Genomic DNA, 25,341 nt, shown 5'->3' with positions numbered 1-25,341 from the left:
GGTCAGCCGGTGCGGCCGGCGGCCGGCGGAAGTACCGCCGGTTCACCGGCGGCGGCCAGCACCGTGTGCACCAGGGTGCGCACCCCGACGGCGATGGCGCGCTCGTCGGCGCGGAACGCCGCCGAATGCAGGTCGGACTGCTGCCCTTCGCCGTCCCACACCCCCAGCCGGGCCAGGGTGCCGGGGGCGTGCTCGAGCAGGTCGGCGAAGTCTTCGGCGCCGGTCGACTGCTCGGCCTCCGTCACGGCGTCGGCGCCGAGCGCCGACACCACCCCGGCGCGCAGCAAAGCCGTTGTGTAGGCGTCGTTCTCGACCGGCGGCACCCCCCGTTCGACGCTGAGCTGGTACTGCACGCCGGTGGGTTCGAGAATGGCGCCGACCAACTCGGTGATCAGCTCGCCCGCGGTGTCCCAGGCGTCCCGGCGCATCACCCGCAGGGTGCCGCGCAGCACCCCGGACTGCGGGATGGCGTTCTCCGCCTCGCCGGCCCGGATCTGACCCCAGACCAGCACCGCGGCCGCCCGCGGGTCAAGGCGGCGGGTGAGCAGCAGCGGCAGGTTGGTGGCCAGCAGGCCGAGGGCGTTCACCACGTCGGCGGTCAGGTGCGGGCGGGAGGTGTGCCCGCCGGGTCCGCTCACCCTGATCTCGATGCTGTCCGCGGTCGAGGTGATCGGCCCGACCTTCAGGCCGACTTTCCCGACGGGCGTCCGCGGCTCGCAGTGCAGTGCGAACAGCAGGTCGACGTCGTCCACCGCACCCGCCTGCACCAGCGCGGCGGCGCCGCCGTCCATCGACTCCTCCGCCGGCTGGAACAGCAGCCGCACCCGCCCGACCGGGTGCGGCGCGGCGGCGAGCGCCAGCGCGGTGCCCAGCAGCACGGTGGTGTGCACGTCGTGTCCGCAGGCGTGGGCGGTGCCGGGAACCTCGGAGGCGAACGGCAGCCCACTGGCCTCCTGCAGCGGCAGCGCGTCGATGTCGGCGCGCAGCCCGATCAACGGGCCGGGGGCGTCCGGGTTCAGGTCGGCGACGAATCCGGTGCCGCCCGGCAGCCGCCGGCCGGTGATGCCGGCGGCGGCCAGCGCCTGCTCGATCCGGTCGGTGGTGCGGCGCTCGGCGAACGCCAGCTCCGGATGCCGGTGCAACTGCCGGCGGAACTGCACCAGCTCGCCGAGAGAATCCGACAGGTACCGGTCCAGCCAGTCGGGACCCCGCCCCGCCCCGAGATCGACGGGTGGCGCCGCGGTGGTGCGGGTGTCGTTGCGGGCGAGATCGGGTACTGCGGTCACGACCAGCGATGCTACTGCTCCCCGGCCGGCGCGGTGGACGCTCCGGCCGTCGCCTGGTTGCATGTGCGCTAACCCCGCTGGTCGGCGGGGCGGCCGGCAGACGGGAGCGCTTGATGGGTGACGACATCGCAGCCAGCACCTTCACCCGCGAACAACGGCTGCAGTACCGGCAGAAGGTGCGGCGCTGTCTCGACGTGTTCGAGCGGATGCTGGTGGAGCATCACTTCGACTTCGACCGGCCGCTCACCGGTTTGGAGATCGAGCTGAACCTGATCGACGCCGACGGCGACCCGGCGATGCGCAATACCGAGGTGTTGCAGGCGATCGAGGATCCCGAGTACCAGACCGAACTCGGCCGCTACAACATCGAGCTGAACGTGCCGCCCCGGCCGCTGCCGGGAAACTCCGCGCTGGAACTGGAATCCGAGCTGCGCCAGTCGCTGGATCGCGCCGACGCCAAGGCCGCGGACGCCGACAGCCGGATCGTCATGGTCGGCATCCTGCCGACGCTGGAGCCGGACGATCTCGACGGCGAGTGGATGAGCAACAACCCGCGCTACGCCGCGCTGGACGAGGCGGTGTTCGCGGCCAGGCGGGAAGACCTCGAGTTGGACATCGCCGGGTCGGTGACCACCAGCGGGCAACCGGCGGAGTCGCTGCGGATGTGGCACAGCACGATCGCCCCGGAGTCGGCCTGCACCTCGGTGCAGCTGCACCTTCAGGTGTCGCCTGCCGACTTCGCCGCGAACTGGAACGCCGCGCAGACCCTGGCCGGCCCGCAGCTGGCACTGGGCGCCAACTCGCCGTTCCTGTTCGGCAAGCGGCTGTGGGCCGAGACCCGGATCGAGCTGTTCCTGCAGGCCACCGACACCCGCTCGCCCGAGCTGCGCAACCAGGGGGTGCGGCCGGTGGTGTTCTTCGGCGAACGCTGGATCACCTCGATCTTCGATCTGTTCGAGGAGAACGTGCGGTACTTCCCTGCGCTGTTGCCGGAGACCACCGACGAGGATCCGGAGGCGGAGCTGGCCGCCGGGAACGCGCCAAGGCTGCAGGAACTGCGGCTGCACAACGGCACCGTCTACCGCTGGAACCGCCCGGTGTACGACGTCGTCGCCGGTCGCCCGCACCTGCGGGTGGAGAACCGGGTGCTGCCGGCCGGTCCCACCGTCGTCGACGTGATGGCCAACGCCGCCTTCTACTACGGCGCCATGAAGATGCTGGCCGCGGACGAGCGCCCGGTGTGGACCAAGATGAGCTTCGACGCGGCCAAGGCCAACTTCGAGGCCGGTGCCCGGCGCGGCGTCGACGCCACCTTCTATTGGCCCGGCTACGGCGAGGTCGCCTGGGACGAGCTGCTTCTGCGCCGGTTGCTGCCGCTGGCCTACGAGGGTCTTGACCGCTGGGGTGTCGCGCCGCAGGCGCGGGACCGCTACCTCGGCATCGTCGCCGAGCGCTGCCGACTGCAGCGCAACGGGTCGTGGTGGCAGTCGGAGACGGTGGCGGCACTGCAGAGCCGCGGCGCCAGCCGCGAGCAGGCCCTGCACCAGATGCTCGACCTGTACCTGCAGGGCATGCATTCCAACGAGCCGGTGCACACCTGGGAGGTACCGACCCGGCGTTAACCGCGGTTAGCCCGGGCGGCACAGCCGCGGGCAACGGTCGTAGGCTCGGCTGCATGCCGGAGCTGGAAACCCCTGGGGTCGCGACCGGGACCCGCGCCGAATGGGTCGCCGCCGCTGCCGCGGTGCTGCGCAAGTCGGGTGCGTTGCCGGCCGATGCGCCCGACGAAGCGGCAGCGCCGGACGGGGCCGGGCTCGACCAGGCGGTGCTGGCGCGGCTGGGGCGCCGGACCTTCGGCGGCACGCCGGTGACGCCGCTGGCCGGCGTGACCAGCACCGCCGCCGGTTACCGCCGGCTGGACGGGCGGGGCTGGCTCAACTGCGTGCCGCTGGCCGATCCCGACCCGGCGCAGGCGGCGGCCGCGCTGATCGCCGACCTTGAGGGCGGTGCGCAGTCCTGCTGGTTGACCGTCGGCGCGGCCGGCACCGCTCTCCCCGACCTGCCCGCGGTGCTGGCGCCGGTACTGCTGGACATCGCGCCGATCGAACTCAACGCGGTCGAACCGGTCACAGCGCTGCAGGCCGGGCGGGCCTTCGCCCGGATCCTGTCCGACCGCGGGGTACGCGCGCCCGGCGGCGGGCTGGGGGCCGATCCGTTCGGCCGCGCCATTCGCGCCGGCAGTCCCGAGGTGGACACCACGGAACTGGCAGAGATCGCTTCGCTGGCAACAGATCTCGGCCTGCGCGGCTTCGTCGCGGACGCCACCGTCGCGCACGAGCAGGGCGCCGACGACGGCTGGGAGCTCGGCTACCTGCTGGCCGCTGTCGCCGAATACCTGCGGCTGCTGGAGGCGGCGGGGATCACGCCGGACGTCGCCGCCGCGTTGCTCACCCTGCGGCTGCCCGCTACCGCCGAACAGTTCACCACCATCGCCAGGTTCCGCGCCGCCCGCGGGTTGTGGACCAGGCTGCTGGAGCTGGCACTGGAGCCGGCGACTACCGTGCCGGCGCCGTGGCTGCACGCGGTGACCAGCCGGATGATGACGACCCGGTACGACCCGTGGGTCAACATGCTGCGCGTCACCATCGCCGCGTTGGCCGCCGGCACCGGTGGGGCGCAGGCGGTGACGGTGCTGCCGTTCGACGCGGCGCTCGGGATCCCGGATGCGTTCGGCCGCCGGATCGCCCGCAACGTCAGTCACCTGCTGCTGGACGAGTCGCACGTCGCGGACACCGCCGACCCGGCCGCCGGCGCCGGCGGCATCGAGGCGCTCACCGAGCGGCTGGCCGCCACCGGCTGGGCCGCGTTCACCGAGATCGAGGCGGCCGGAGGGCTGTCGACGGCCGTCGCCGGCGGCCTGCTGGCGGAGCGCTTCGCCGCCCAGAAGGCGTTGCGCGCCAGCCGGATCGCCACCCGCGCCCAGCCACTGACCGGCGTCACCGAGTTCGCGCATGCCGGCGAGCAGTTGCCGCAGCGGCGGCCGAAGGGCAAGGCATGGCCGGAGCGCTGGGCCAGCCCGTTCGAAGCCCTGCGGGACGAACCGGCTCCGCGACCGGTGGCCTTGGTGGTGCTGGGAGCTGTTGCCTCGCACAGTGTTCGCGCCTCGTTCGTGCGGAACGCGTTGGGCGCCATCGGCAGCCCGCTGGCAGGCGGTGACGCGGCCACCGCCGACGTCGCGGCGGCCGTCGCCGGTTTCGACCCGGCGGCCGGTGACATCGCGGTGGTCGCCGGCAGCGACGCCGCCTATGCCGGTGCCGACCCGACGTTCGCCGGCACCGCAGCCGACGTGGTCACCGGGCTGCGCGAACGCGGCGCCAGGCTGGTGCTGATCGCCGGCCGGCCGCCCGCCGGCGTCGAGGTGGACGGCACCGTCGGCCTCGGCGGTGACCTGTTGCAGCTGGCCGGGTTGCTGCGTGGCACCGGCGTGACGGAGGTGCAGCGATGAGCGTGCCGAAGAGCTTCGCCGACGTGCCGTGGCAGCCCCCGAGCGCGGCCACCGGCGTCGCCGCCGAGCCGGGCGCCGGCCGCACCACGCCGGAAGGCATTGAGCTGCAACCGTTCTACACCGAGCGCGACCTCGCCGGCCTCGACGCACTGGACACCTACCCGGGGTTGCCGCCGTTCGTGCGCGGGCCGTACCCGACCATGTACACCACGCAGCCGTGGACCATCCGGCAGTACGCCGGGTTCTCCACCGCCGAGGAGTCCAACGCGTTCTACCGGCGGAACCTCGCGGCCGGCCAGAAGGGCCTGTCGGTGGCCTTCGACCTTGCCACCCACCGCGGTTACGACTCCGATCACCCGCGGGTGGCAGGCGATGTCGGCATGGCCGGGGTCGCCATCGATTCGATCTACGACATGCGGCAGTTGTTCGACCACATCCCGCTGGACCGGATGAGCGTGTCGATGACCATGAACGGCGCCGTGCTGCCGATCCTGGCGCTGTTCATCGTGGCCGGCGAGGAGCAGGGCGTAGCGCCGGAGCAGCTGTCGGGGACCATCCAGAACGACATCCTCAAGGAGTTCATGGTCCGCAACACCTACATCTACCCGCCGCAGCCGTCGATGCGGATCATCAGCGACATCTTCGGCTACACCGCCTCGCACATGCCGAAGTTCAACTCGATCTCGATCTCCGGGTACCACATCCAGGAGGCCGGAGCCACCGCCGATCTCGAACTCGCCTACACCCTGGCCGACGGTCTGGAATATCTGCGGGCCGGTCTGGACGCCGGTCTGGACATCGACGCCTTCGCCCCGCGGCTCAGCTTCTTCTGGGCGATCGGCATGCCCTTCTTCACCGAGATCGCGAAAATGCGTGCGGCCAGGGCATTGTGGAGCCGCATCGTTGCGCAGTTCTCGCCGAAGAACCCGAAGTCGCTGTCGCTGCGCACCCACTCCCAGACGTCCGGCTGGTCGCTCACCGCGCAGGACATCTTCAACAACGTGGCCCGCACCTGCATCGAGGCGATGGCGGCGACCCAGGGCCATACGCAGTCGCTGCACACCAACGCGCTGGACGAGGCGATCGCGCTGCCGACCGACTTCTCGGCCCGGATCGCCAGGAACACTCAGCTGCTGCTGCAACAGGAATCGGGCACCACCGGCATCATCGACCCGTGGGGCGGCTCGTACTTCGTCGAGAAACTCACCCACCAACTGGCCGACCTGGCCTGGGACCGGATCACCGAGGTGGAACAGGCCGGTGGGATGGCCGCAGCCATCGAGGCCGGCATCCCGAAGATGCGGATCGAGGAGGCGGCGGCCCGCACCCAGGCCCGCATCGACTCCGGCGCGCAGACCGTTGTCGGCGTCAACGCGTTCGGCGTGGACGAGGCCGAACCCATCGAGTTCCTGCGGGTGGACAACGCCGCGGTACGCGCCACCCAGTTGGCCAAGCTGCAGCGGCTGCGGGCCGAGCGGGACGACACCGCGGTGGCCGCGGCGCTGCAGGCGCTCACCAGCGCCGCGGGGCAGAGCGGGCCGGGCGCGGCAAACCTGTTGGAGCTGGCGGTGAATGCGGCCCGCGCCAAGGCCACCGTCGGCGAGATCTCCGACGCGCTGGAGCAGGTGTGGGGCCGGCACACCGCGGTGATCCGTACCATCTCCGGGGTGTACCGCGACGAGTCGACCGGCGCCGACAGCACCGACGCCGGCCGCGGCAAGGTGCAGGCCGTGCTGGCCGCGACCGCGGAGTTCGCCGAGCAGGAGGGCCGCCGGCCCCGGATCCTGATCGCCAAGATGGGGCAGGACGGTCACGACCGCGGACAGAAGGTGCTGGTGTCGGCGTTCGCCGATCTCGGCTTCGACGTCGACGTCGGGCCGTTGTTCTCCACCCCGGAGGAAGTCGCGCAGCAGGCGGTGGACGGCGATGTGCACATCGTCGGGGTGAACTCACTGGCGGCCGGTCACCTCACCCTGGTGCCGGCGCTGCGCGACGCGCTCGCGGCGCTGGGCCGGGACGACATCATGATCGTGGTCGGCGGGGTCATCCCACCGGACGACGTGCCGCGGCTGCACGAGCTGGGAGCGGCGGCGGTCTTCGGGCCGGGAACGGTGATTGCCGACGCCGCTCTGCAACTGCTGGATCAGCTGTCGGCGTCGCTGGCACACCATGGCCCCGCCGTCGCGCAGTAGCGCGCTAGCCCACCAGGCCATGAGCACCCCACCGCGTCGCGCTGCCAGGGCGTTGCCGTCGGCGGCCGAGCTGGCCGCCGGTGTCATGGCGGGCGACCGGACCGCGCTGTCCAGAGCCGTGACGGTCGTCGAGTCGACCAGGCCGGAACACCGCGAGCTGGCCAGGGAACTGTTGCAGCGCCTGCACTCCGCGCCCGGGCCCGCCGACCGGTCGGCCACCGTGCGGGTGGGGATCTCCGGGGTGCCCGGTGTCGGCAAGTCGACCTTCATCGAGGCGCTCGGCTCGCTGCTGACCTCGCGCGGGCATCGGGTGGGCGTGCTGGCGGTCGACCCGTCCAGCAGCCGCACCGGCGGGTCGGTGCTGGGCGACCGCACCAGGATGCCGCGGCTCACCGCCGACCCCCGCGCGTATGTACGCCCGTCGCCGGCGGCCGGGACGCTGGGCGGGGTGACCAGGGCCACCGCGCAGACCATCCCGCTGCTGGAGGCCGCCGGGTACGACGTGGTGCTGGTGGAGACCGTCGGGGTCGGCCAGAGCGAGATCGCGGTGGCCGGCATGGTCGACACCTTCCTGCTGCTCGGCCTTGCCCGCACCGGAGATCAGTTGCAGGGCATCAAGAAGGGCGTGCTGGAGATCGCCGACGTCGTCGCGATCAACAAGGCCGACGGCGACGCCAGACCGGACGCGGTGGCCGCCGCCAAGGAGCTCACCGCGGCGCTGCGGCTGGTCTACGGCCGCGGCGCGCCGTGGCTGCCGCCGGTGCTGACCTGCTCGGCGCTCACCGGCGACGACATCGACACCGTCTGGTCAACGGTCGGCAAGCATCGCCACCATCTCGGCGCGGAAGGCCTGAGCCGCAAGCGTTCCGAGCAGCAGTGGTCGCTGGCCCAGACCCTGGTCACCGACGAGCTGCTGGCCCGGCTGCGGCGCTCCCCCGCCGTTCGCGACGAACAGCAGCAGCTGCGCGCGCAGGTCGTGGACGGCTCGCTGTCCGCCGCGGCCGCCGCCGATCAGCTGCTGGCCGCGTTCGATGCGTCGTCCCGGCGCTGAGCCTTGGCCAGCGCCAGATCGGTGAGCGCGGCAATGCACTGCTCGCCCTGGGGTTCGTCGAACCCCCGGGTGCACACCGCGATCACCAGCGTCGTCGGGCCGGGCTCGCCGATGAAGGCGACGTCGTGCTGAATGCCGTCCACCCAACCGGATTTGCTGCCCCACCGGGTTCCGGTCGGCACCCTGGTGCCGATGACGCCGAGTTCCTGGCGGGACAGCATGTCGCACATCCAGGCCGTCCAGTGGTGATCGGCGAGCCGACCGCCCACCACGGCCTCCATCAGTTTCCCGAGATCGCGAGCGGTGATGACGTTGCCCGGCAGACCGGCCCGCGAGGCGGCCAGGTCGCTGAACTTGCGGTGTACCCCGCTGTTGACGGCGCCGGCGTCGGCGAGCACCTGGTTGACGGCGGGGAAACCGACAACGTCGTACAACAGGTTGGTGGCCTCGTTGGAGGAGACCACGATCATCCGCTCGGCCACCTCGGCCAGCGGCATCGGTGTTCCCGGCGGCGGCATCCCTGGGTCCTCGTCGCCCGGCAGGATCCGGAAGTCCGGGGCCCCCGCCACCAGGCTCGGGAACCTGTCGGTGCTGCGCACCGGCTGATCCAGTTGCAGCGCACCGGATTCCAGCCCTCGCCCCACGGCGGCGAGCACCGCCAGCTTGACGGTGCTGGCCGGGTAGAAGGGCAGGTTGGGGTCGCGCTCGGCCAGCACGTCACCGTCGGCGCGGCTGATCCGGAACGCGATCGCCGGCGTGGGGGTTTCAGTCATGGCGCGCCGCTGCCGCGTCCCGTACCGCCGCCTCCCGCGCCGTGACGGTGTCCCGCACGACCGCCGCGAACGCGTCGAACAGCAGGTGCGCCTGCGCCTGGTTGACGGCCGCGTCGGCGCGCGCCGTCGCGATCACCTGATCCGGGTCGAATCCGTCGGCGCGCATGGTGTCGGCATCCCACCGCGCCACCCGCTCGGCGTCCGCCTCGGGATGAAACTGTAGCCCCCAGGCCAGTTCTCCCACCCGGAACGCCTGGATCGGGCACGCGGCGTTGCTGGCGAGCAGCACCGCGTCCGGTGGCAGCGCGGTGATCCGGTCGCGGTGATTCTGGATCATCCGCAGCGGCGGCCGGCCGACGAACCCGCCGAGTAGGCCGTCGCCGGCGGCTCCGGGGAGCACGTCGATCCGGCAGGAGCCGCGCTCCCTCTCGCCGGTGTTCGCCGCCACCGTGCCGCCGGCGACGAACGCCAGCAGTTGCCCGCCGAGACAGATCCCCAGCAGCGGAATCCCTTGGGCCATGGCCTGTTCGGCCATCCGCCGCTCCGCCGGGAGCCACGGCGCTGCGGCGTCGTCGTCCGGCATCAACCCACCGCCGAGCAGGACGACGCCGGCGGCACCGTCCAGCGTGACCGGATCGGCCGGGTCGATGAGCCGCTCACCGTCGACCACCCGCACCCGCAGCCCGGCCGCGGTCAGCGCTTCGGTGAGCCTGCCAGGGCCGCTGCTGGCGGCGTTGCGCACCACCAGGACTTCGGGGGTCACCGCGCCGCCTCCGCTCGGGTCGTGTTCTCGGTCAGCTTCTCGGCAAAGTGGCAGGCCGCCAGGTGATCCGGCGGTCCCTGCGGCAGCAGCTCGGGACGATCGGTGCGGCAGACGGCCGGTACCGCGGCGGGCTCATCGATCGTCACGTCGGCGCTGTCGCTCGCGGCGCCGGCCACCAGCGGCGCCAGCCAGCAGCGGGTGTGGAAGCGGCATCCGGACGGCGGCGCCGCCGGCGACGGCACGTCACCGGACAGCACGATCTCCTCCCGCCGATGGCGCATCGACGGATCCGGCAACGGCACCGCCGACATCAGCGCCCTGGTGTAGGGATGCCTGGTCTGCTCGTACACCTCGGTCTCGGTGCCGCGCTCGACCACCGAACCCAGGTACATCACCGCCACCTCATCGGCGATGTGCCGTACAACGGCAAGATCGTGCGCGATGAACAGGTACGCCAGTCCCAGCTCGTCCTGCAGTCGCTCCAGCAGGTTGATCACCTGCCCCTGGATCGACACGTCCAGCGCCGAGACCGGTTCGTCGCAGATCAGGATCTGCGGTTTCACCGCCAGCGCCCTGGCGATCCCGAGGCGCTGCCGTTGCCCTCCGGAGAACTGGTGCGGATAACGGTTGACGTGGTCGGGGTTCAACCCCACCAGGTCGAACAGTTCCCGCACCGCGCGTGCCCGCCCGCCCTTGGGCACCAGCCGCGGGTGGATGGCGTAGGCCTCGCCGACGATCTCCCCGGCCGGCATCCGCGGGTTCAGGGCGGTGTACGGGTCCTGGAAGACCAGCTGGATGCGCCGGCGCAGCTCGCGTCGCTGAGCCCGCTTCATGGCCGAAACATCAATGCCGTCAACGAGAATGCGTCCGCTGGTGGGCTGCTCCACGCCGACCAGCACCTTCGCCAGCGTCGACTTGCCCGATCCTGACTCGCCAACCAGCCCGAGCGTCCGGCCGCGCCGCAACGCCAGGCTGACCCCGTCAACCGCCCTGACCTGCCCGACGGTGCGCTTGAACACAACGCCCCGCTTGACCGGGTAGTACTTGACCAGATCCTGAACCTCGAGCACCACGTCAGGACTCGGCGCGCTCGGCGGGTTTCCCATCGGCCATCACCTCCACGGCGAAGTAGCAGGCGGCGCTGCCGCCTCCCGGAAGCTCGGCCAGCGGCGGTGGCGGTGCTGCCCGGCACACGTCCTCGGCCCGGTCACAGCGCGGGTGGAACGCGCACCCGTCCGGCAGGTGCAGCGGATCCGGTGGCCGGCCGGGGATCACGTCCAGCTGCCTGCCCTTGTGATCCAACCGCGGGATGGCGCGCAGCAGCGCCCGGGTGTACGGGTGCGCGGGCCGGGAGTAGATCCGCTGTACCTCACCCTGTTCCACGGCTTTCCCGGCGTACATCACGGTGACGGTGTCGGCGACGCTGGCGACGACGCCGAGGTCGTGGGTGATCAGGATCAGCGCCATGTCCCGCTCCGCCTGGATCTCGGCCAGCAGCTTCATGATCTGCGCCTGCACCGTCACATCAAGGGCGGTGGTCGGCTCGTCGGCGATCAGCACCTCGGGGTCCATCGCCAGCGCCATGGCGATCATCGCCCGTTGCCGCATCCCGCCGGAGAACTGGTGCGGGTACTCCCGCGCCCGCTGCCGTGCCGCTGGCACCTGCACCAGGTCCAGCAGCTCCATGGCCCGGCGCCGGGCGTCGCGTCTGGTGAGCCCGTGCCGGGCGCGCAGCGCCTCGGTGAGCTGCCAGCCGACGGTGTACACCGGGTTGAGCGCGGCGAGCGCGTCCTGGAACACCATGCCGATGTGTTCGCCGCAGAACGCGCGGTGCTGTTTGCGGCTCAAGGTGAGCAGGTCGGTTCCCGCGAAAGTGATGCTGCCGGAAGGGATTCGCGCCGGTGGGCTCTGCAGCAGCCCCATCACGGCCAGCGAGCTGACGCTCTTGCCGCTGCCGGACTCGCCGACGATGGCCAGGGTCTGCCCGGCGTCCACCGCGTAGCTCAACCCGTCCACCGCGCGCACCACCCCGTCGGCGGTGACGAACTCGACGGCAAGGTCGCGGACCTGCAGCAGTGGCATTGTCGTCACCGCAGCTTCGGGTCGAGAGCGTCGCGGAGGCCGTCACCGAGAACCACCAGCGCCAGCACGGTGAGCACCAGGCAGCCGAGCGGGAACAGCAGCAGGTACTGGGAGTCGCCGGTGAACCGTTCGCTGCCGTTGGAGATGAGGATCCCCCAGCTGACGGCCGGCGGCCTTACCCCGATCCCGAGGAAGGCCAGCACCGCCTCGGTGGAGATCACCCCGGCGATGGCGGTCGGGATCAGCGCGGTGACGGTGCCGATCGCGTTGGGCAGCACATGCCGGACCATGATGCGCAGATCGGAGGCGCCGAGCACCTTGGCCGCCACCACATAGTCGAGGTTCTTGGTCTCCAGGACGTTGGCGCGCACGTAGCGGGTGTAGCCCATCCAGCCGAACGCGGTCAGCACCAGCGCCGGCTGCAGGATGCTGCCGAGCACACTGCTGCCGGTGTCGACGGTGCGGAACAGCGACAGCAGCAACAGCGCGGCCAGCAGCAGCGGGATCACCAGGAACACTTCGACCGCACGGGAAATCGCGGTGTCGACCCACCCGAGGTAGTAGCCGGACAGGGTGCCGAGGGTGACCCCGATCAGCACCGACAGCCCCACAACGATGAACGCCAGCAGCAGCGAGGGGCGGGCCCCGTACACCACCGAGGCGAGCAGGTCGCAGCCGGCGATGTCGGTTCCGAACGGGTGCGGGCCGCTGAACCACTGCGGCCGGATGCCGGAGTTGGAGATGTCGCAGCGCTGCGGGTCCTGCGAGGTGAAAAGGCGGGGGAATGCCGCCACCACGACGAAGAACAGCGCCACCAGCGCGGCGACGATCACCTCAGGCCGCCGCCGCAGCGTTCGCCAGGCGTTGGACCAGAGCGATCCGCCGCCCTGAACCCGGTCGACGGTCGCGGTTTCTTCCGCGACGAGCGCGGAGACGCTGGGATCACTCATAGCGGATCCTCGGGTCGAGGGCGGCGTAGAGCAGGTCGACGAGGATCATCACAACGATGGTGACGATGGCCAGCAGGCTGACGATGCCGACCACCAGCGACACGTCACTGTCGCGCACCGCCTTCCACAGCACCCCGCCCATGCCGTAGATGTTCATCACGCCCTCGGTGATCACGGCGCCGGCGAGCGCCTCGGTGAAGACGATGCCGACGGCGGTCGCCACCGGGATGGACGAGTTGCGGACGATGTGGAACAGCACCACATGGCGTTCGGTCAGGCCCTTGGACCGGGCGGTACGCACGTGCTCGGAGTTGTAGTTCTCCAGCTGGGCCGCGCGCACCAGCCGGATGAACGCGGCGGATCCGGTCAGCCCCAACAGGATTCCGGGGACGATGACGGTGATCATCGGGTGGTCGGAGGAGAAGGACGGCTTGAACAACAGGGCCACCGTGCTGTTGCTGCCGAAGGTGTCCTTCGCCCAGGTGTACAGCGGGACGGCCAGCACGTAGCGGTAGACCAGCAGCATCACGAACACCGGCAACGCGTCGATCATGATGGACAGCCCGCGGATGCCGTGGTCGGTCAGCCGGCCCCGCTTGCGCGCCGCGACCGACCCCAGGGTCATCCCGATCAACAGCCAGGTGATGGTCACCACCGCGAACAGCCGCAACGTGTTCGGCGCGGCGGTGCCGACGATGTCGGTGACAGGGCGGCCGCGCAGATCGGTGCCGAAGTCGCCGGTGAGGTAGTCGCCGAGCCTGGTGACGAACGGACCGAGGCACGGGTTGCCGACCTGCGCGTAGCAGGGGTCGCCGAGGCCGAACCGCTCGGCGACCGCCGCGTACTGAGCCGGGCTTGGCACCCGGTCACCGAAGAACGCCAGCGCCGGGTTCCCGTTGAGCTGGATGGCCCAGGTGGTCAGCAGGTGCAGCAGCAGGATCACCAGGAACAGGGTGAGCAACCCCTGCAGCAACCGCCGCGCCAGGTACCGACCCACGGCTCAACCCCTGGTGGCCGACGCCGGCGTCACTGCTTGATCTTCAGCAGCCGCAGCTCCACCGACCCGCTGAACGGGTCGAGCACCACGTTGTCCAGCCGCTCGGAGTAGAAGGCGACGTTCTGCGAGAAGCTGACCGGCACCGTCGGGAAGTCCGCGGCCAGGATCTTTTCGGCGTCCGCGTACTTGACAACGGCCTCGTCGAGGTTCGGCGCCGCGTCGCCGGCCTTGATGGCCTGCTCGAACTTGGCGTCGTAGAAGCCGAGGTTCTTGTTGCCCTTCTTCGCATCGCCACCGCCGTACACCGGCGCCAGGTAGTTCTCGTTGAGCGGGTAGTCCGGGAACCAGTTGTTGCGGAAGATCCCGGTGAACCCGCGGGAGGAGCGCCGGTCGAAGAAATCCGGTGTCGGGTCGAGCTTGTAGTCGATACCGAGGTTCAGCTTGATCGAATCGCCGATCGCCTTGAAGTACTGCTCGCTGGTCTCGTCCTTGCCGAGGTGAATGGTCAGGGTCTGGCCGGCCGGCCAGCCGCCGGCTTTCGCCAGCGCGGCCTTGGCGGCCGCCGGATCGAACCTGCACCATTCGCAGGTGCCGGCCTTGCCGCCGGGCACCCCGTCGGGCACCACCCAACTAGTGGCCGGAACCGCTTGTCCCGGAAGGATTTTCTCGATGATCGTCTTGCGGTCGATGGCCATCGAGATGGCCTTGCGGAATTCGATGTTGTCGTACGGCTTGCCCTTGTAGAGCGGGAAGCCGATGTAGGTGAGCGCGGCTCCCGGTGACTCCACCTTCCGGGACGAAAGGTCGGGGTCGGCGTTGGCCTGAGCCCACAGGGCGGGCGGCGGCGCGGACACGTCGATGTCGCCGGCCTGGAAGTCGGGCCACGACGACTTGCCGGCGTACTCGGTCCACTCGATGCCGGTGAACGCCGGGGATTCCGGCAGCGTGTAGCCGTCCCACCGGCTGGCCGTCAGCTTCTGCCCCTGATCCCACTGATCCACCTGGAACGGGCCGTTGCCGATCGGCTTCACGGCGCAGCCGGAGACATCGTCGATGCAGGCCTTGGCCACTGGGAAGAAGCCGGTGTAGCCGAGCATGGTGGAGAAGCCGGCGAACGGCGCGGTGAGGGTCACCTCAAGGGTGAGCGGGTCGACGATCTTGAGGCCGGACAGTTCTTTGGCGGTCGGCTCCTTGGTGACGGTGACCTTGCCGGCGTCGTCCTCCTCGTACTCACCCTGCATCGGCTCATAGCCGTCGATGCGTTCGAAGAAGTAGTTGTTGGCCACCGCGTTCGGGCCGTAGGCGGAGTAGTTCCAGGATCGCGCGAACGCCGCCGCGTCCACCGGCTCACCGTTCTGGAACGTCAGCCCGTCCTTGATCTTGATGGTCCAGACCTTGTTGTCCTTGGTCGCGATGTCTTGCGCGACATAGTTGTAGGGCTTGGACGTCTTCGGGTCGTAGCGCACCAGACCGTCGTAGATCACATCCAGCACGCCGATGTTGTCGCCGACGTTGGAGTCCATCGGCAGCAGGGTGTCGACGTCCTGGTTGAGCACCAGTTTGACCACGGCGTCGCTGACCTCGGCATCGTTGCCGCCCGCCGGCGCACCGGCGCCCGACCCGGCGGGGGCGGCACCGGAGCCGGCGCCCGACTGGCCCGAGCCGGCCGGGCCGGCCGCGGACGTGCCGGACGTGCCGGAGTCGTCCGACCCCGAACCGCAGGCGGTCAGGGTCAACGCCGCCACCGTTGCCACTGCGGTCACCGTCAACCGAACGTGTCTCGTCATCCGGCGAGCCTCCTTCTGGGCAGCATTGTTCTGGTTGGCCAGTATGGTGCCTTATCGGGCCGCTCCCGGGTAACCCCTTCACGCCGGTGTCGCGGTTTTGGTGCTAAATCTCCACGGTGCTGTGCGCTAGCCGGCGGCGTTCGGCGCCGGGCTCTCGAACCGGTAGCCGACGCCGGGTTCGGTGATCAGGTAGCGCGGATGCGCCGGGTCCGGTTCGAGCTTGCGGCGCAGCTGGGCGAGATACACCCTTAGGTAATGGGTTTCGTGCTCGTAGGCCGGACCCCAGACCTCGACCAGCAGCTGCTTCTGCGGTACCAGCTTGCCCCGGTGACGCAGCAGCACCTCCAGCACCGCCCATTCCGTCGGGGTCAACCGCACCGGAGCGCCCGCAGCATCGAGCACCCGGTGGGCGCCCAACTGAACGGTGAAGTCGGCGGTCTGCACCTCGTCCGCCACCGCGGTCCGGTCAGGGGCGGCGCCGGCCTGCCGCCGCGCCGCGACCCGCACCCTGGCCAGCAGTTCGTCCATGCCAAAGGGTTTGGTGACGTAGTCGTCCGCGCCGGCGTCCAGCGCCGCCACCTTCTCGGCGGAGGTGGAGCGGGCGGACAGCACGATCACCGGCACCGGCGTCCAGCCGCGAATGCCGTCGAGCACCTCGATGCCGTCGAGGTCGGGCAGGCCGAGGTCGAGAATCACCACCTGCGGATGCGCGTGCGCCACCGCGTCCAGCGCCGACTTCCCGTCGTGCGCCACCGTCACCTGATAGCCGTGCGCCTTCAGGTTGATGGCCAGGGCCCGCGCCAGCGCCGGGTCGTCGTCGACGACGACGATCCGTCCACCGCTGCTGCCAGCGGTGGTCCCGCCGGCCAGCTGCCCGCTCGTCACGAGCGCCCCTGGGCGGGCGGCAGCGTGATCACCATGGTGAGCCCACCTCCCGGAGTGTCCTCCACCTCGATGGTCGCATCGACCGCCTCGGCCAGCCCGCGGGCCACCGCGAGGCCGAGGCCGACGCCGGCGCCTGCCGGGGCGTCGCCGAGCCGTTGGAACGGCCGGAACATCGCCGGCCGGTCGGCCTCGGCGACACCGGCACCGTGGTCCACCACCCTGATCTGCAGCCGCGTCGCCGTGCCGTTCTCGGTGCCGGGCAGGCCGCTGGTCACTCCGGCAAGCACCCGCACCGGGGCATTCGACCCGTTGTGCCGCAGCGCGTTCGCGACGATGTTGGCGACCACCCTTTCCATCAGCCCGGCGTCGGTGTCGGCCAGCGGCAGGTCGTCGGGGATGCACAGTTCAACACCGGAGGTGGTGAGGCCGAGCAGCCCGCGGTGCACGATCTCGTCCACCGCGGCCGGCTCCCGGACCGGCGCGAGCACCCCGGTCTGCAGCCGGGACAGGTCGAGCAGGTTGGCCAGCAGGGCATCAAGCTGGTCGGCGGCCTGGTCGGTGGAGGTCAGCAGTTCCTGTCGGTCTCCTGGGCTGATCGGCAGCGCCGGGTCGAGCAGCGACGACACCGATGCCTTGATGGTGGCCAGCGGGGTGCGCAGATCGTGGGAGACCGCTGCCAGCACCGCGGTGCGCACCGCGTCGGTCTGCCGGAGCCGCTCGGCGCTGCCCGCCTCGGCGGCCAGCGACTGGCGCTGCAGCGCCACCATCGCTTGGCTGGCAACCACTTCGGCCAGTTCGCGATCGTCGGCGGCGAGCGGTCGCCCGATCAGGACCAGTTCGGCCGGGTCGGCGCCGGGGGCGCCGGCCGGGATCACCGCGCAGCCCGGCTCGTCCGGGTGCTGTGGGGGTGCCGGGGACTGCGGGTCGGCCGGGTCGGGCGGCTGCTGCGCCAGCGTCACCGCCGGACGGTTCCCGGTGGCCGGACGGCGCAGCTGCACCAGGCGCATCCCGAACGCCTCCCTTGCCTGCTGCAGCACCTCAGCGAGCGGGTCGTCCGCGGCGGCCGACCTGGTCGCCACCGCGGCCAGGAATTGTGCCTGTGCCTGTCGTTTGGCCGCCTCGGCGGCCCGCCGGCGGCTCCGGTCGACGATCGACGCCACCGTCACCGCCACCACCACGAACACCGCGATGGCAAACACGTTGGCCGGCTGGGCGATCGTCACCGACCCCACCGGCGGGGTGAAGAAGAAGTTCGCCGCCATGCCCGCCGTCAGTGCGCTCACCAGCGCGGGCAGCACGCCACCGATCAGCGAGGTGGCCAGCACTCCGAGCAGGAACACCAGCAGCTCGGTCGACAGATTCAGGCTGCCCCGCAACGGGAGTTGGGCCAGCGTCAGGGCGGCGGGCACCAGCACCGACGCCGGCCACGCCCACCAGCCGCTGCGGCCGGGCCGGCTCAGCCAGCCCCAGATCCGGCCGGTGCTCCGGCCGCCCGCGGCCTGGTGGGTCACCACGTGCACGTCGATGTCGCCGGAGTCGCGGACGATCGCCAGCGAGGTGGACGGCCGGACGATCCTGGTCAACGCGGAGTGCCGCGACATCCCGACGACGATCTGCGTGCTGTTGACGGCCTGGGCGAAAGCCAGGACGGCTGCGGGAATGTCGTCGCCCACGACGGTGTGGAAGCTGCCGCCGAGCGAGGTCACCAGCTGCCGCTGCCTTTCCAGCTCGGCACCGTCCGAACCGGAGGCCGCCCCCATCGCCAGCGATCCGTCGGCGCGCACCACGTGCACGGCCATCAGGTCGCGGCCGGCCACCCGGCCGGCGATGCGGGCACCGCGGCGCAGCAGCTGCGCACCCTCGCGGCCGCCGGTGAGTGCCACCACGATGCGTTCCCGTGCCGCCCAGGTGTTCTTGATGCCGTGCTGGGCCCGGTAGCTGGCAAGGCCCTCCTCCACCCGGTCGGCCACCCACAGCAGCGCCAGCTCGCGCAGTGCGGTGAGGTTGCCCTCGCGGAAGTAGTTGGCCAGCGCGGTGTCGACCCGCTCTGGCGGGTAGATGTGCCCGTGCGCCATCCGCCGCCGCAGCGCCTGCGGGGTCATGTCGACCAGCTCGATCTGTTCGGCGGCGCGGACCACCGCGTCAGGGACCGTCTCCTGCTGGGTGACCCCGGTGATGCCGGCGACCACGTCGTTCAGCGACTCGAGGTGCTGCACGTTGATGGTGGTGACCACCGAGATCCCGGCGTCCAGCAGTTGCTGCACGTCCTGCCAGCGCCAGGCGTTCGGGGTGCCAGGGGCGTTGTGGTGCGCCAGCTCGTCCACCAGCGCCACCTCGGGACGGCGGGCCAGCACGGCGGCGGTGTCCAGGTCGGTCAGCTCGACCCCCCGGTAGGTCTGCACCCGCCTCGGGATCACCTCCAGCCCGGCCAGCTGGTCCCTGGTGAACGACCGGCCGTGGTCCTCGACCACCGCCACCACGACGTCGGTGCCGCGGTCAGCGCGCCGCTGCCCCTCCTGCAGCATCGCAACGGTCTTGCCGACCCCGGGCGCGGCGCCGAGGTACACCCGCAGCGTGCCGCGGGCGGATCGATCTGGCACAGCGTTGTCTGGCACAGCGTTGTCTGGCACTGGGTTGTCTGGCACTGGGGTCACCGGTGCGGTCAGCCCGCCGTCGCGTCGCGAGCGGCCAGCCGCTGCAGCGCCAGGTTGAGCTGCAGCACGTTCACCCGTTCCGATCCCAGGATGCCCAGCGGCCGGCCGGTTACCTGCTCGGTCACCAACTGCCGCACCGCCTCCACCTCAAGGCCGCGGGCCTGAGCCACCCGCGGCGCCTGCAGCCGAGCGTATGCGGGGCTGATATCGGGGTCCAAACCACTGCCGGAGGCGGTGACCGCGTCGGCCGGCACCTGCTCGGGACGCACCCCGTTGACGCGGGCGATGTCGGCGCGGCGCCGGGTGATCTCCGCGGCCAGCTCGTCGTTGCTCGCGCCGAGGTTCGACCCGCCCGAGGCCATCGCGTCGTAGCCGTCGCCGGCGGCGGACGGCCGCGGCGTGAACCATTCCGGACCGTCGAACGACTGCCCGATCAGCGAACTGCCGACGATGCGGCCGCCGGCGTCGGCGACCAGCGAACCGTCGGCCCGGCCGGGCAGCAGCCGTCCGATGCCGAAAATCGCTGCAGGGTAGAGCACGCCGAGCAGCAGCGTCATCGCCAGCAGGAAGCGCACCGCGATGAGCAGCTGCCGTCCGGCGACCATCCCGGCGGCACCGGCCGCACCGGACGAGGTGCTGGTGGATTCTTCGGAAACCATGTCTGTCAACCGTTTTCGTTTCTTGATCGGTGTGTGAGGTCGGCTAGTGGGATCGGTTCAGCCGATGCCGGGGATGAGCGAGACCAGCAGGTCGATGAGCTTGATACCGACGAACGGCACCACCACCCCACCGACGCCGTAGATCAGCAGATTGCGGGCCAGCAGGGCACCGGCCGAGCTGGGCCGGTAGCTGACGCCCTTGAGCGCCAACGGGATCAGCCCGACGATCACCACCGCGTTGAAGATCACCGCGGACAGGATCGCCGACTGCGGGCTCGACAGCTGCATGATGTTCAGCTTCTGCAGCCCCGGGTACACGCTGGCGAACATGGCCGGCAGGATCGCGAAGTACTTGGCGATGTCGTTGGCCAGCGAGAAGGTGGTGAGCGCGCCCCGGGTGATCAGCAACTGTTTACCGATCTCGACGATGTCGATCAGCTTGGTGGGGCTGGAATCCAGGTCAACCATGTTGCCGGCTTCCTTGGCCGCCGCGGTGCCGGTGTTCATCGCGACGCCGACATCGGCCTGGGCCAGTGCCGGCGCGTCGTTGGTGCCGTCACCTGTCATCGCGACGATGCGCCCGTCCTGCTGCTCGCGGGTGATGTAGGCGAGCTTGTCCTCGGGGGTGGCTTCGGCGAGGTAGTCGTCGACGCCGGCCTCCCTCGCGATGCTGCGGGCGGTCAGCTGCGAGTCACCGGTCACCATCACGGTCCGGATCCCCATGGCGCGCAGCTCGGAGAACCGTTCTGCGATACCGGGTTTCACCACGTCCTTCAGTTCCACCACGCCGAGTGCCCTGCCGGTGCGGCCGTGCGGGCCATCGCCGGCCTCGGCCACCAGCAACGGGGTGCTGCCGGCGGCGGAGATCTCGTCGGCGGCGGCCAGCAGTTCGGTCGGCACCGTGATCTGCTGCTCGTCCAGCCAGCCGGCGACGGCTCCCACCGCGCCCTTACGGACCGCCGTGGGGCGGTGCGCGTCGGCCGGTAGGTCGACGCCGGACATCCGGGTGCGGGCGCTGAACTCGACGACGCTGCCGCTGTCGGCGAGCCGGTCTGCCCTGGCGAGGTCGGCGCCCTGTTCGGCGCACAGGTCGACAAGCGAACGGCCCTCAGGGGTTTCGTCGGCCAGCGACGACAGCAGTGCGGCATCGCGCAGTTCGTCGGCACTCACCTCGGGTGCCGGCACCAGCCTGGCCGCCTGCCGGTTCCCGTAGGTGATGGTGCCGGTCTTGTCCAGCAGCAGCGTCGACACATCACCGGCCGCCTCCACCGCGCGGCCGCTCATCGCCAGCACGTTGCGCTGCACCAGGCGATCCATCCCGGCGACGCCGATGCACGACACCAGCGCCCCGATGGTGGTGGGAATCAGGCAGACCAGCAGACACACCAGCACCACCAGCGATTGCGGGGAGCCGGAGTAGTCGGCCATCGGTTGCACCGCGAGCACCACCAGCAGGAACACGATGGTGAGCGCCGCCAGCAGGATGTTCAGCGCGATCTCGTTCGGCGTCTTCTGCCTGGCGCTGCCCTCGACCAGCGCGATCATCCGGTCGACGAACGACTGTCCGGGTGCCGTGGTCACCTTCACCACGATCCGGTCCGACAGCACCCTGGTGCCGCCGGTGACGGCCGAGCGGTCGCCGCCGGACTCGCGGACCACCGGCGCGGACTCGCCGGTGATCGCCGATTCGTCAACCGAGGCAACGCCTTCCACCACGTCACCGTCGCCCGGAATGACGTCTCCGGCCTCGCAGACCACCAGGTCGCCGATGCGCAACTCGCCCGCAGGGCAGGCCGTCTCGGCGCCGGCGGCGTCGAGCTTTCGAGCGGTGAGGGTGTCCCGGCCGGCCCGCAGGCTGGCCGCCTGCGCCTTGCCGCGGCCCTCGGCGACGGCGTCGGCGACGTTGGCGAACAGCACCGTCAGCCACAGCCAGATGGTGGCCAGCAACGCGAACAGGCTGTAGTCGGTGATGGTGAGCACCGTGCACAGCACCGCCCCGACCAGCACAACGAACATTACCGGGGTGCGGATCATGCTGCGCGGGTTGAGTTTTGCCAGAGCGGCCGGCAGCGCCTGCAGCAGCGCGGCCGGGCGGAACACCGAGCTGGACCGCACCCTGCGGTGCCCGGTCCCCGGCTGCGACGGCTGTCCGGTCGCCAGCGCCGTCAGGTCGTCGTTGGCGAGAGTCGGGGTGGTCATGACAATCCTTCGGCAACGGGCCCCAGCGCGAGGGCGGGAAGATAGGTCAGGGCGGCGACGAGAATCACCACACCGAAAAGCATTCCGGCGAACAGTGGCTTGCCGGTGGGCAGCGTGCCGGCGTCGTCGGGCTTGCTGCCCTGCCGGGCCAGCGAGCCGGCCAACCCGAGCACAAGGGCGATGCCGGCGAAGCGTCCGGCAAACATGCAACCGGCCAGCAGCAGGTTCCACATCGGCGTGTTCGCACTCAGCCCGGCGAACGCACTGCCGTTGTTGTTGGCGGCGGAACCGGTGGCGTACAAGATTTCCGACAGCCCGTGCGGGCCGGGATTGGCCAGCGTGTCCGTTGTGCCGGGGATCAACAGCGCAATGCCGGAGCCCAGCAGCACCAGCGCCGGGGTGACCAGCAGGTAACCGGCCGCGTACTTCATCTGGACCGCGCCGATCTGCTTGCCGAGATAGGTCGGCGTCCGGCCCACCATCAGACCGCCGACGAACACCGTGATGATCGCCAGGATCAGCATGCCGTACATGCCCGAACCCGTTCCGCCCGGCGCGATCTCACCGAGCAGCATGTTCAGCAGCAGCACGCCACCGCCGAGCCCCGAGTACGAGGAGTGCATGGAGTCGACGGCACCGGTCGAGGTCAGCGTCGTCGACACCGCGAACAGCGAGCTCCCCGGAATACCGAATCGCACCTCCTTGCCCTCCATGGCGGCGCCGGCGGCCTGCATGGCGACGCCGTTGTGAGCGGTCTCGGCCCACAGCACGGCCCCCAGCGACAGCGCCCACAGCACACCCATCACGGCAACGATCACGTTGCCCTGGCGGTGGTTTCCGACCATGGTGCCGAAGGTGCGCGGCAGCGAGAACGGAATCACCAGCAGCAGGAAGATCTCCACCAGATTGGTGAAGGCGTTCGGATTCTCGAACGGGTGCGCGGAGTTTGCGTTGAAGAAGCCGCCGCCGTTGGTGCCGAGTTCCTTGATGACCTCCTGGGAGACCACCAGACCGCCGGGGATGGTTTGCGTTCCGCCGTCGAGGGTTTGCACGGTCACCGGGTCGTTGAGGTTCTGGATCACTCCGCCGGCCAGCAGCACAACGGCGCCGATCACGGCCAGTGGCAGCAACAACCGCAGCGTCAGCCGGGTCAGGTCCACCCAGAAGTTGCCGAGCCGGCCGGTGGCCTTACGGATGAAACCGCGTACCAGCGCCGCGAACACCGCGATGCCGACCGCCGACGACAGGAAGTTCTGCACCGTCAGCCCGGCGGCCTGCGAGAAGTAGCCGAGCGTCGACTCGCCGCCGTAGGACTGCCAGTTGGTGTTGGTGACGAACGACACCGCGGTGTTCAGGCCCTGGTCCGGGCTCATTCCCGGCAGCCCGAGCGAGTACGGCAGCACCCGCTGGGCGGAGAGGATCAGCCACAACAGGCCGATCGACACCACCGAGAAGGCCAGCACCGAGGTGAGGTAGGTGCTCCACTTCTGATCGGCGCGGGGGTCGATGCGCAGCAGCCGGTAGAGGAAGCGTTCCACCCTCCAGTCCGGTTTCTGCCCGGCACGGGTGCCCAGCATGCGGGCGATGTAGTCGCCCAGCGGCCGGTGCACCAGCACCAGCGCGAGCACCAGCAGCAGGATCTGCCCAGCAGCGGCGAGCGCCGGCGTCATCCCAGACGCTCCGGCATGACCAGCGCGGCGATCAGATAGCCGAGCAGCAGGATCCCGATGATCCCGGCGACGATGAGCATGGACGCCTACCTCCGCCGGTCCCGCCGCCGCGGAGGGGTCCGCGGACTGTGGTGAGCGAACCGGCGCCGCCGACGCTAGGGGCCGGGCCCGGCCGGCCGGCCGGTTTAGACACCTTCTTGACGCCGGCCCCGGCGTTCTTGACGAGATCTTGATGCGGCGCCGATCGGTGCTGCGAGAATGTCCGGCATGGCCGGTCCCGAGTCAGCCGCCGAGGGCGAGCAGACCGCCCCGATGCAGCCGGATGCCCGCGTGCTGATCGGGCGTTACCGGCTGGAGTCGGTGATCGGTCGCGGCGCGATGGGCACCGTCTGGCGTGCCTACGACGACGTTGTGCACCGGCGGGTGGCGATCAAGGAGATCAACCTGCCGCACGGCATGCCGACCGGTGTCGCCGCGAACATCACCGACCGCACGCTGCGGGAGGCAAGGGCGATCGGTGCGCTGTCGCACCCGCACGTCATCACCCTGCACGACATCCTCACCGTCGACGGCCAGCCGTACATCGTGATGGAGCTGCTGCACGCCCGGTCGCTGGCGCAGCTGGTGACCCAGCTCGGGCCGCTGCCGCCGGAGCAGGCCGCCACCGTCGGAATCGCGGTGGCCAGCGGACTGATGGCCGCACACCGCTCGGGTATCACCCACCGGGATGTGAAGCCGGGCAATGTGCTGGTCGGTTATGACGGCAGGGTCAAGCTGACCGACTTCGGCATTGCCCGCACGCCCGACGATTCCTCGCTCACCGCAACGGGTTTGCTGCTGGGGTCACCGGCCTACATTTCGCCAGAGGTGGCCTCGGGCGAACCGGCCGGCCCGGCGTCGGACGCCTGGGGACTCGGCGCGATGCTGTTCGCGGCGGTGCAGGGCCGACCGCCGTTCGACCGCTCCGACCCGATCGCCACCCTCACCGCGGTGATGTCCGAACCGGTGCCGGACTGTCCAGCGGCCGGGCCGTTGGCACCGGTGATCTCCGGGCTGCTCACCAAGAACGCCGCCGAACGGATGACCGTCGCCCAGGCCCGCGCCGGGCTGGTACCCATCGCCGACGACCCCACCGGTATGGAGGCGGTGATCGGCACCAGCGGGGACGACGCCGACCGGACCGCGGCCGCCCCGTCACGGCCCAGCGTCGGCACCCTTTCCGAGCCCCGCGCGGCGGGGCCGGCGGTCGCCGCTGGTGGACCGGCTGTGGTGCCGCCGCCGCCGTGGGCGTCCACCGGCTCGGCCGGGCTGGAGCCGCTGCCGGCAGGCACCGGGACTGATCGCGACCGCAGGCCGCGCTGGCTGCTCCCGGCCGCGCTGGCGCTGGCGGTGGTGACCGGGCTGGCGACCTTCTTCGGGGCGCGGGCGCTGTCGGACTGGGGTCGCTCGTCGGCGGCCGCGGCGGCCCGGCCCGCCGCCCCGACAACGACGGGGCGCGCGGTCGAGTTGACCGGGAAACAGATCTCCGGCATCGACGCCTTTGCCAGCCCGAGCGGCAACATCATCTGCAGCATCGACGCCGACGGCGCGCGCTGCCTGATCAAGAAGGCCAACTACACCTCGACGGTGTGCACCGAGCATCCCGGCCGGATCTACGCCGAGCTGGGCGTCACCGGTCGGGGCGCGCAGCAGCCCTGCACCGACGCGAAGGTCAACGGCCTGCTGAACCTGCATCCGGTGACGGCCGCGTTCGGGAGCCTGCTGATCGGCCCCAACGGGGTGCGCTGCAACTCGCAGAGCGACGGCATCCGCTGTGTCAACAACGCCGGCGGCTACTTCCGCATGTCGCAGTACCGGTTCGACTCGGAACCCCTCTGACCCCGCTGCC

The 25,341-nt window shown here is 70.8% G+C and carries 19 protein-coding genes; 5 read left to right on the top strand and 14 right to left on the bottom strand.

Annotated features, from left to right (window positions below; all coding sequences use genetic code 11):
- Window positions 1–2: 2 nt before the first annotated feature.
- A complete protein-coding gene (locus tag HKD39_RS09860; protein ID WP_343074664.1) occupies window positions 3–1,286 on the bottom strand; it encodes an amidohydrolase in 1,284 nt (427 codons plus the stop codon).
- A gap of 113 nt (window positions 1,287–1,399) precedes the next feature.
- On the opposite strand from HKD39_RS09860, the gene HKD39_RS09855 reads away from it, so the two are divergent.
- From HKD39_RS09855 to meaB, 4 genes are read left to right on the top strand one after another with little or no spacing between them, the layout of a single operon-like run.
- The gene (locus tag HKD39_RS09855; RefSeq protein ID WP_171199677.1) at window positions 1,400–2,908 is read left to right on the top strand and encodes a glutamate-cysteine ligase family protein; all 1,509 of its coding nucleotides are present in this window, start codon (window positions 1,400–1,402) and stop codon (window positions 2,906–2,908) included.
- Window positions 2,909–2,961: 53 nt separating this feature from the next.
- A complete protein-coding gene (locus tag HKD39_RS09850) occupies window positions 2,962–4,791 on the top strand; it encodes a methylmalonyl-CoA mutase family protein (RefSeq protein ID WP_171199676.1) in 1,830 nt (609 codons plus the stop codon).
- Window positions 4,788–6,983: a methylmalonyl-CoA mutase gene (gene scpA, locus HKD39_RS09845; RefSeq protein WP_171199675.1), complete on the top strand. Its 2,196-nt coding sequence runs from the start codon at window positions 4,788–4,790 to the stop codon at window positions 6,981–6,983. Before HKD39_RS09850 ends, scpA begins: the two co-directional genes overlap by 4 nt.
- A gap of 19 nt (window positions 6,984–7,002) precedes the next feature.
- The gene (gene meaB, locus HKD39_RS09840) at window positions 7,003–8,034 is read left to right on the top strand and encodes a methylmalonyl Co-A mutase-associated GTPase MeaB (protein WP_171199674.1); all 1,032 of its coding nucleotides are present in this window, start codon (window positions 7,003–7,005) and stop codon (window positions 8,032–8,034) included.
- Here the strand turns inward: meaB and HKD39_RS09835 are convergent.
- The 13 genes from HKD39_RS09835 to HKD39_RS20460 form a co-directional block, all read right to left on the bottom strand.
- Entirely contained in the window at window positions 7,995–8,807 is an 813-nt protein-coding gene (locus tag HKD39_RS09835) for a serine hydrolase (RefSeq protein WP_171199673.1), read from the bottom strand. The genes meaB and HKD39_RS09835 overlap by 40 nt on opposite strands.
- Window positions 8,800–9,570: a glutamine amidotransferase-related protein gene (locus HKD39_RS09830; protein WP_171199672.1), complete on the bottom strand. Its 771-nt coding sequence runs from the start codon at window positions 9,568–9,570 to the stop codon at window positions 8,800–8,802. The genes HKD39_RS09835 and HKD39_RS09830 overlap by 8 nt, the downstream gene beginning before the upstream one ends.
- Window positions 9,567–10,676: an ABC transporter ATP-binding protein gene (locus HKD39_RS09825; RefSeq protein WP_171199671.1), complete on the bottom strand. Its 1,110-nt coding sequence runs from the start codon at window positions 10,674–10,676 to the stop codon at window positions 9,567–9,569. The genes HKD39_RS09830 and HKD39_RS09825 overlap by 4 nt, the downstream gene beginning before the upstream one ends.
- Window positions 10,645–11,652 (bottom strand): ABC transporter ATP-binding protein, encoded by a 1,008-nt coding sequence (locus tag HKD39_RS09820; protein ID WP_171199740.1) that lies wholly within the window; start codon window positions 11,650–11,652, stop codon window positions 10,645–10,647. The genes HKD39_RS09825 and HKD39_RS09820 overlap by 32 nt, the downstream gene beginning before the upstream one ends.
- A 5-nt stretch (window positions 11,653–11,657) precedes the next feature.
- The gene (locus HKD39_RS09815; protein WP_171199670.1) at window positions 11,658–12,602 is read right to left on the bottom strand and encodes an ABC transporter permease; all 945 of its coding nucleotides are present in this window, start codon (window positions 12,600–12,602) and stop codon (window positions 11,658–11,660) included.
- Complete coding sequence (locus HKD39_RS20465; RefSeq protein WP_171199669.1) at window positions 12,595–13,599, bottom strand: ABC transporter permease subunit; 1,005 nt, start codon at window positions 13,597–13,599, stop codon at window positions 12,595–12,597. Before HKD39_RS20465 ends, HKD39_RS09815 begins: the two co-directional genes overlap by 8 nt.
- A 29-nt stretch (window positions 13,600–13,628) precedes the next feature.
- Window positions 13,629–15,386, bottom strand: a complete 1,758-nt coding sequence (locus HKD39_RS09805; protein ID WP_171199668.1) for a peptide ABC transporter substrate-binding protein — start codon at window positions 15,384–15,386, stop codon at window positions 13,629–13,631.
- A gap of 126 nt (window positions 15,387–15,512) precedes the next feature.
- The gene (locus HKD39_RS09800) at window positions 15,513–16,271 is read right to left on the bottom strand and encodes a response regulator (protein ID WP_343074663.1); all 759 of its coding nucleotides are present in this window, start codon (window positions 16,269–16,271) and stop codon (window positions 15,513–15,515) included.
- Window positions 16,268–18,871, bottom strand: a complete 2,604-nt coding sequence (locus tag HKD39_RS09795) for a sensor histidine kinase (RefSeq protein WP_212754361.1) — start codon at window positions 18,869–18,871, stop codon at window positions 16,268–16,270. Before HKD39_RS09795 ends, HKD39_RS09800 begins: the two co-directional genes overlap by 4 nt.
- 62 nt (window positions 18,872–18,933) lie before the next feature.
- The gene (gene kdpC, locus HKD39_RS09790) at window positions 18,934–19,530 is read right to left on the bottom strand and encodes a potassium-transporting ATPase subunit KdpC (protein ID WP_171199738.1); all 597 of its coding nucleotides are present in this window, start codon (window positions 19,528–19,530) and stop codon (window positions 18,934–18,936) included.
- 111 nt (window positions 19,531–19,641) lie between these two features.
- Entirely contained in the window at window positions 19,642–21,783 is a 2,142-nt protein-coding gene (gene kdpB / locus HKD39_RS09785; RefSeq protein WP_171199667.1) for a potassium-transporting ATPase subunit KdpB, read from the bottom strand.
- Window positions 21,780–23,453, bottom strand: coding sequence for a potassium-transporting ATPase subunit KdpA (gene kdpA / locus HKD39_RS09780; RefSeq protein WP_171199666.1), 1,674 nt, complete (start codon window positions 23,451–23,453; stop codon window positions 21,780–21,782). The genes kdpB and kdpA overlap by 4 nt, the downstream gene beginning before the upstream one ends.
- Complete coding sequence (locus tag HKD39_RS20460) at window positions 23,450–23,533, bottom strand: potassium-transporting ATPase subunit F (protein WP_171199737.1); 84 nt, start codon at window positions 23,531–23,533, stop codon at window positions 23,450–23,452. The genes kdpA and HKD39_RS20460 overlap by 4 nt, the downstream gene beginning before the upstream one ends.
- A gap of 187 nt (window positions 23,534–23,720) precedes the next feature.
- On the opposite strand from HKD39_RS20460, the gene HKD39_RS09770 reads away from it, so the two are divergent.
- Window positions 23,721–25,331 (top strand): serine/threonine-protein kinase, encoded by a 1,611-nt coding sequence (locus tag HKD39_RS09770; protein WP_212754359.1) that lies wholly within the window; start codon window positions 23,721–23,723, stop codon window positions 25,329–25,331.
- The last annotated feature ends 10 nt before the right edge of the window (window positions 25,332–25,341 follow it).

It is taken from the genome of Nakamurella aerolata, from assembly GCF_013002705.1.
Lineage (GTDB): Bacteria > Actinomycetota > Actinomycetes > Mycobacteriales > Nakamurellaceae > Nakamurella > Nakamurella aerolata.
Note: the sequence above shows the minus strand (reverse complement) of the source record. Positions and strands in the feature narration are given on the sequence as shown.

Bases quoted from the DNA above. Each gene is read 5' to 3' on its own strand.
- HKD39_RS09855 (WP_171199677.1), top strand. From the start codon at position 1,400: ATGGGTGACGACATCGCAGCCAGCACCTTCACCCGCGAACAACGGCTG.
- HKD39_RS09850 (WP_171199676.1), top strand. From the start codon at position 2,962: ATGCCGGAGCTGGAAACCCCTGGGGTCGCGACCGGGACCCGCGCCGAA.
- scpA (WP_171199675.1), top strand. From the start codon at position 4,788: ATGAGCGTGCCGAAGAGCTTCGCCGACGTGCCGTGGCAGCCCCCGAGC.
- meaB (WP_171199674.1), top strand. From the start codon at position 7,003: ATGAGCACCCCACCGCGTCGCGCTGCCAGGGCGTTGCCGTCGGCGGCC.
- HKD39_RS09835 (WP_171199673.1), bottom strand. From the start codon at position 8,807: ATGACTGAAACCCCCACGCCGGCGATCGCGTTCCGGATCAGCCGCGCC.
- HKD39_RS09825 (WP_171199671.1), bottom strand. From the start codon at position 10,676: ATGGGAAACCCGCCGAGCGCGCCGAGTCCTGACGTGGTGCTCGAGGTT.
- HKD39_RS09820 (WP_171199740.1), bottom strand. From the start codon at position 11,652: ATGCCACTGCTGCAGGTCCGCGACCTTGCCGTCGAGTTCGTCACCGCC.
- HKD39_RS09815 (WP_171199670.1), bottom strand. From the start codon at position 12,602: ATGAGTGATCCCAGCGTCTCCGCGCTCGTCGCGGAAGAAACCGCGACC.
- HKD39_RS09805 (WP_171199668.1), bottom strand. From the start codon at position 15,386: ATGACGAGACACGTTCGGTTGACGGTGACCGCAGTGGCAACGGTGGCG.
- kdpC (WP_171199738.1), bottom strand. From the start codon at position 19,530: ATGGTCGCCGGACGGCAGCTGCTCATCGCGGTGCGCTTCCTGCTGGCG.
- kdpB (WP_171199667.1), bottom strand. From the start codon at position 21,783: ATGACCACCCCGACTCTCGCCAACGACGACCTGACGGCGCTGGCGACC.
- kdpA (WP_171199666.1), bottom strand. From the start codon at position 23,453: ATGACGCCGGCGCTCGCCGCTGCTGGGCAGATCCTGCTGCTGGTGCTC.
- HKD39_RS20460 (WP_171199737.1), bottom strand. From the start codon at position 23,533: ATGCTCATCGTCGCCGGGATCATCGGGATCCTGCTGCTCGGCTATCTG.
- HKD39_RS09770 (WP_212754359.1), top strand. From the start codon at position 23,721: ATGGCCGGTCCCGAGTCAGCCGCCGAGGGCGAGCAGACCGCCCCGATG.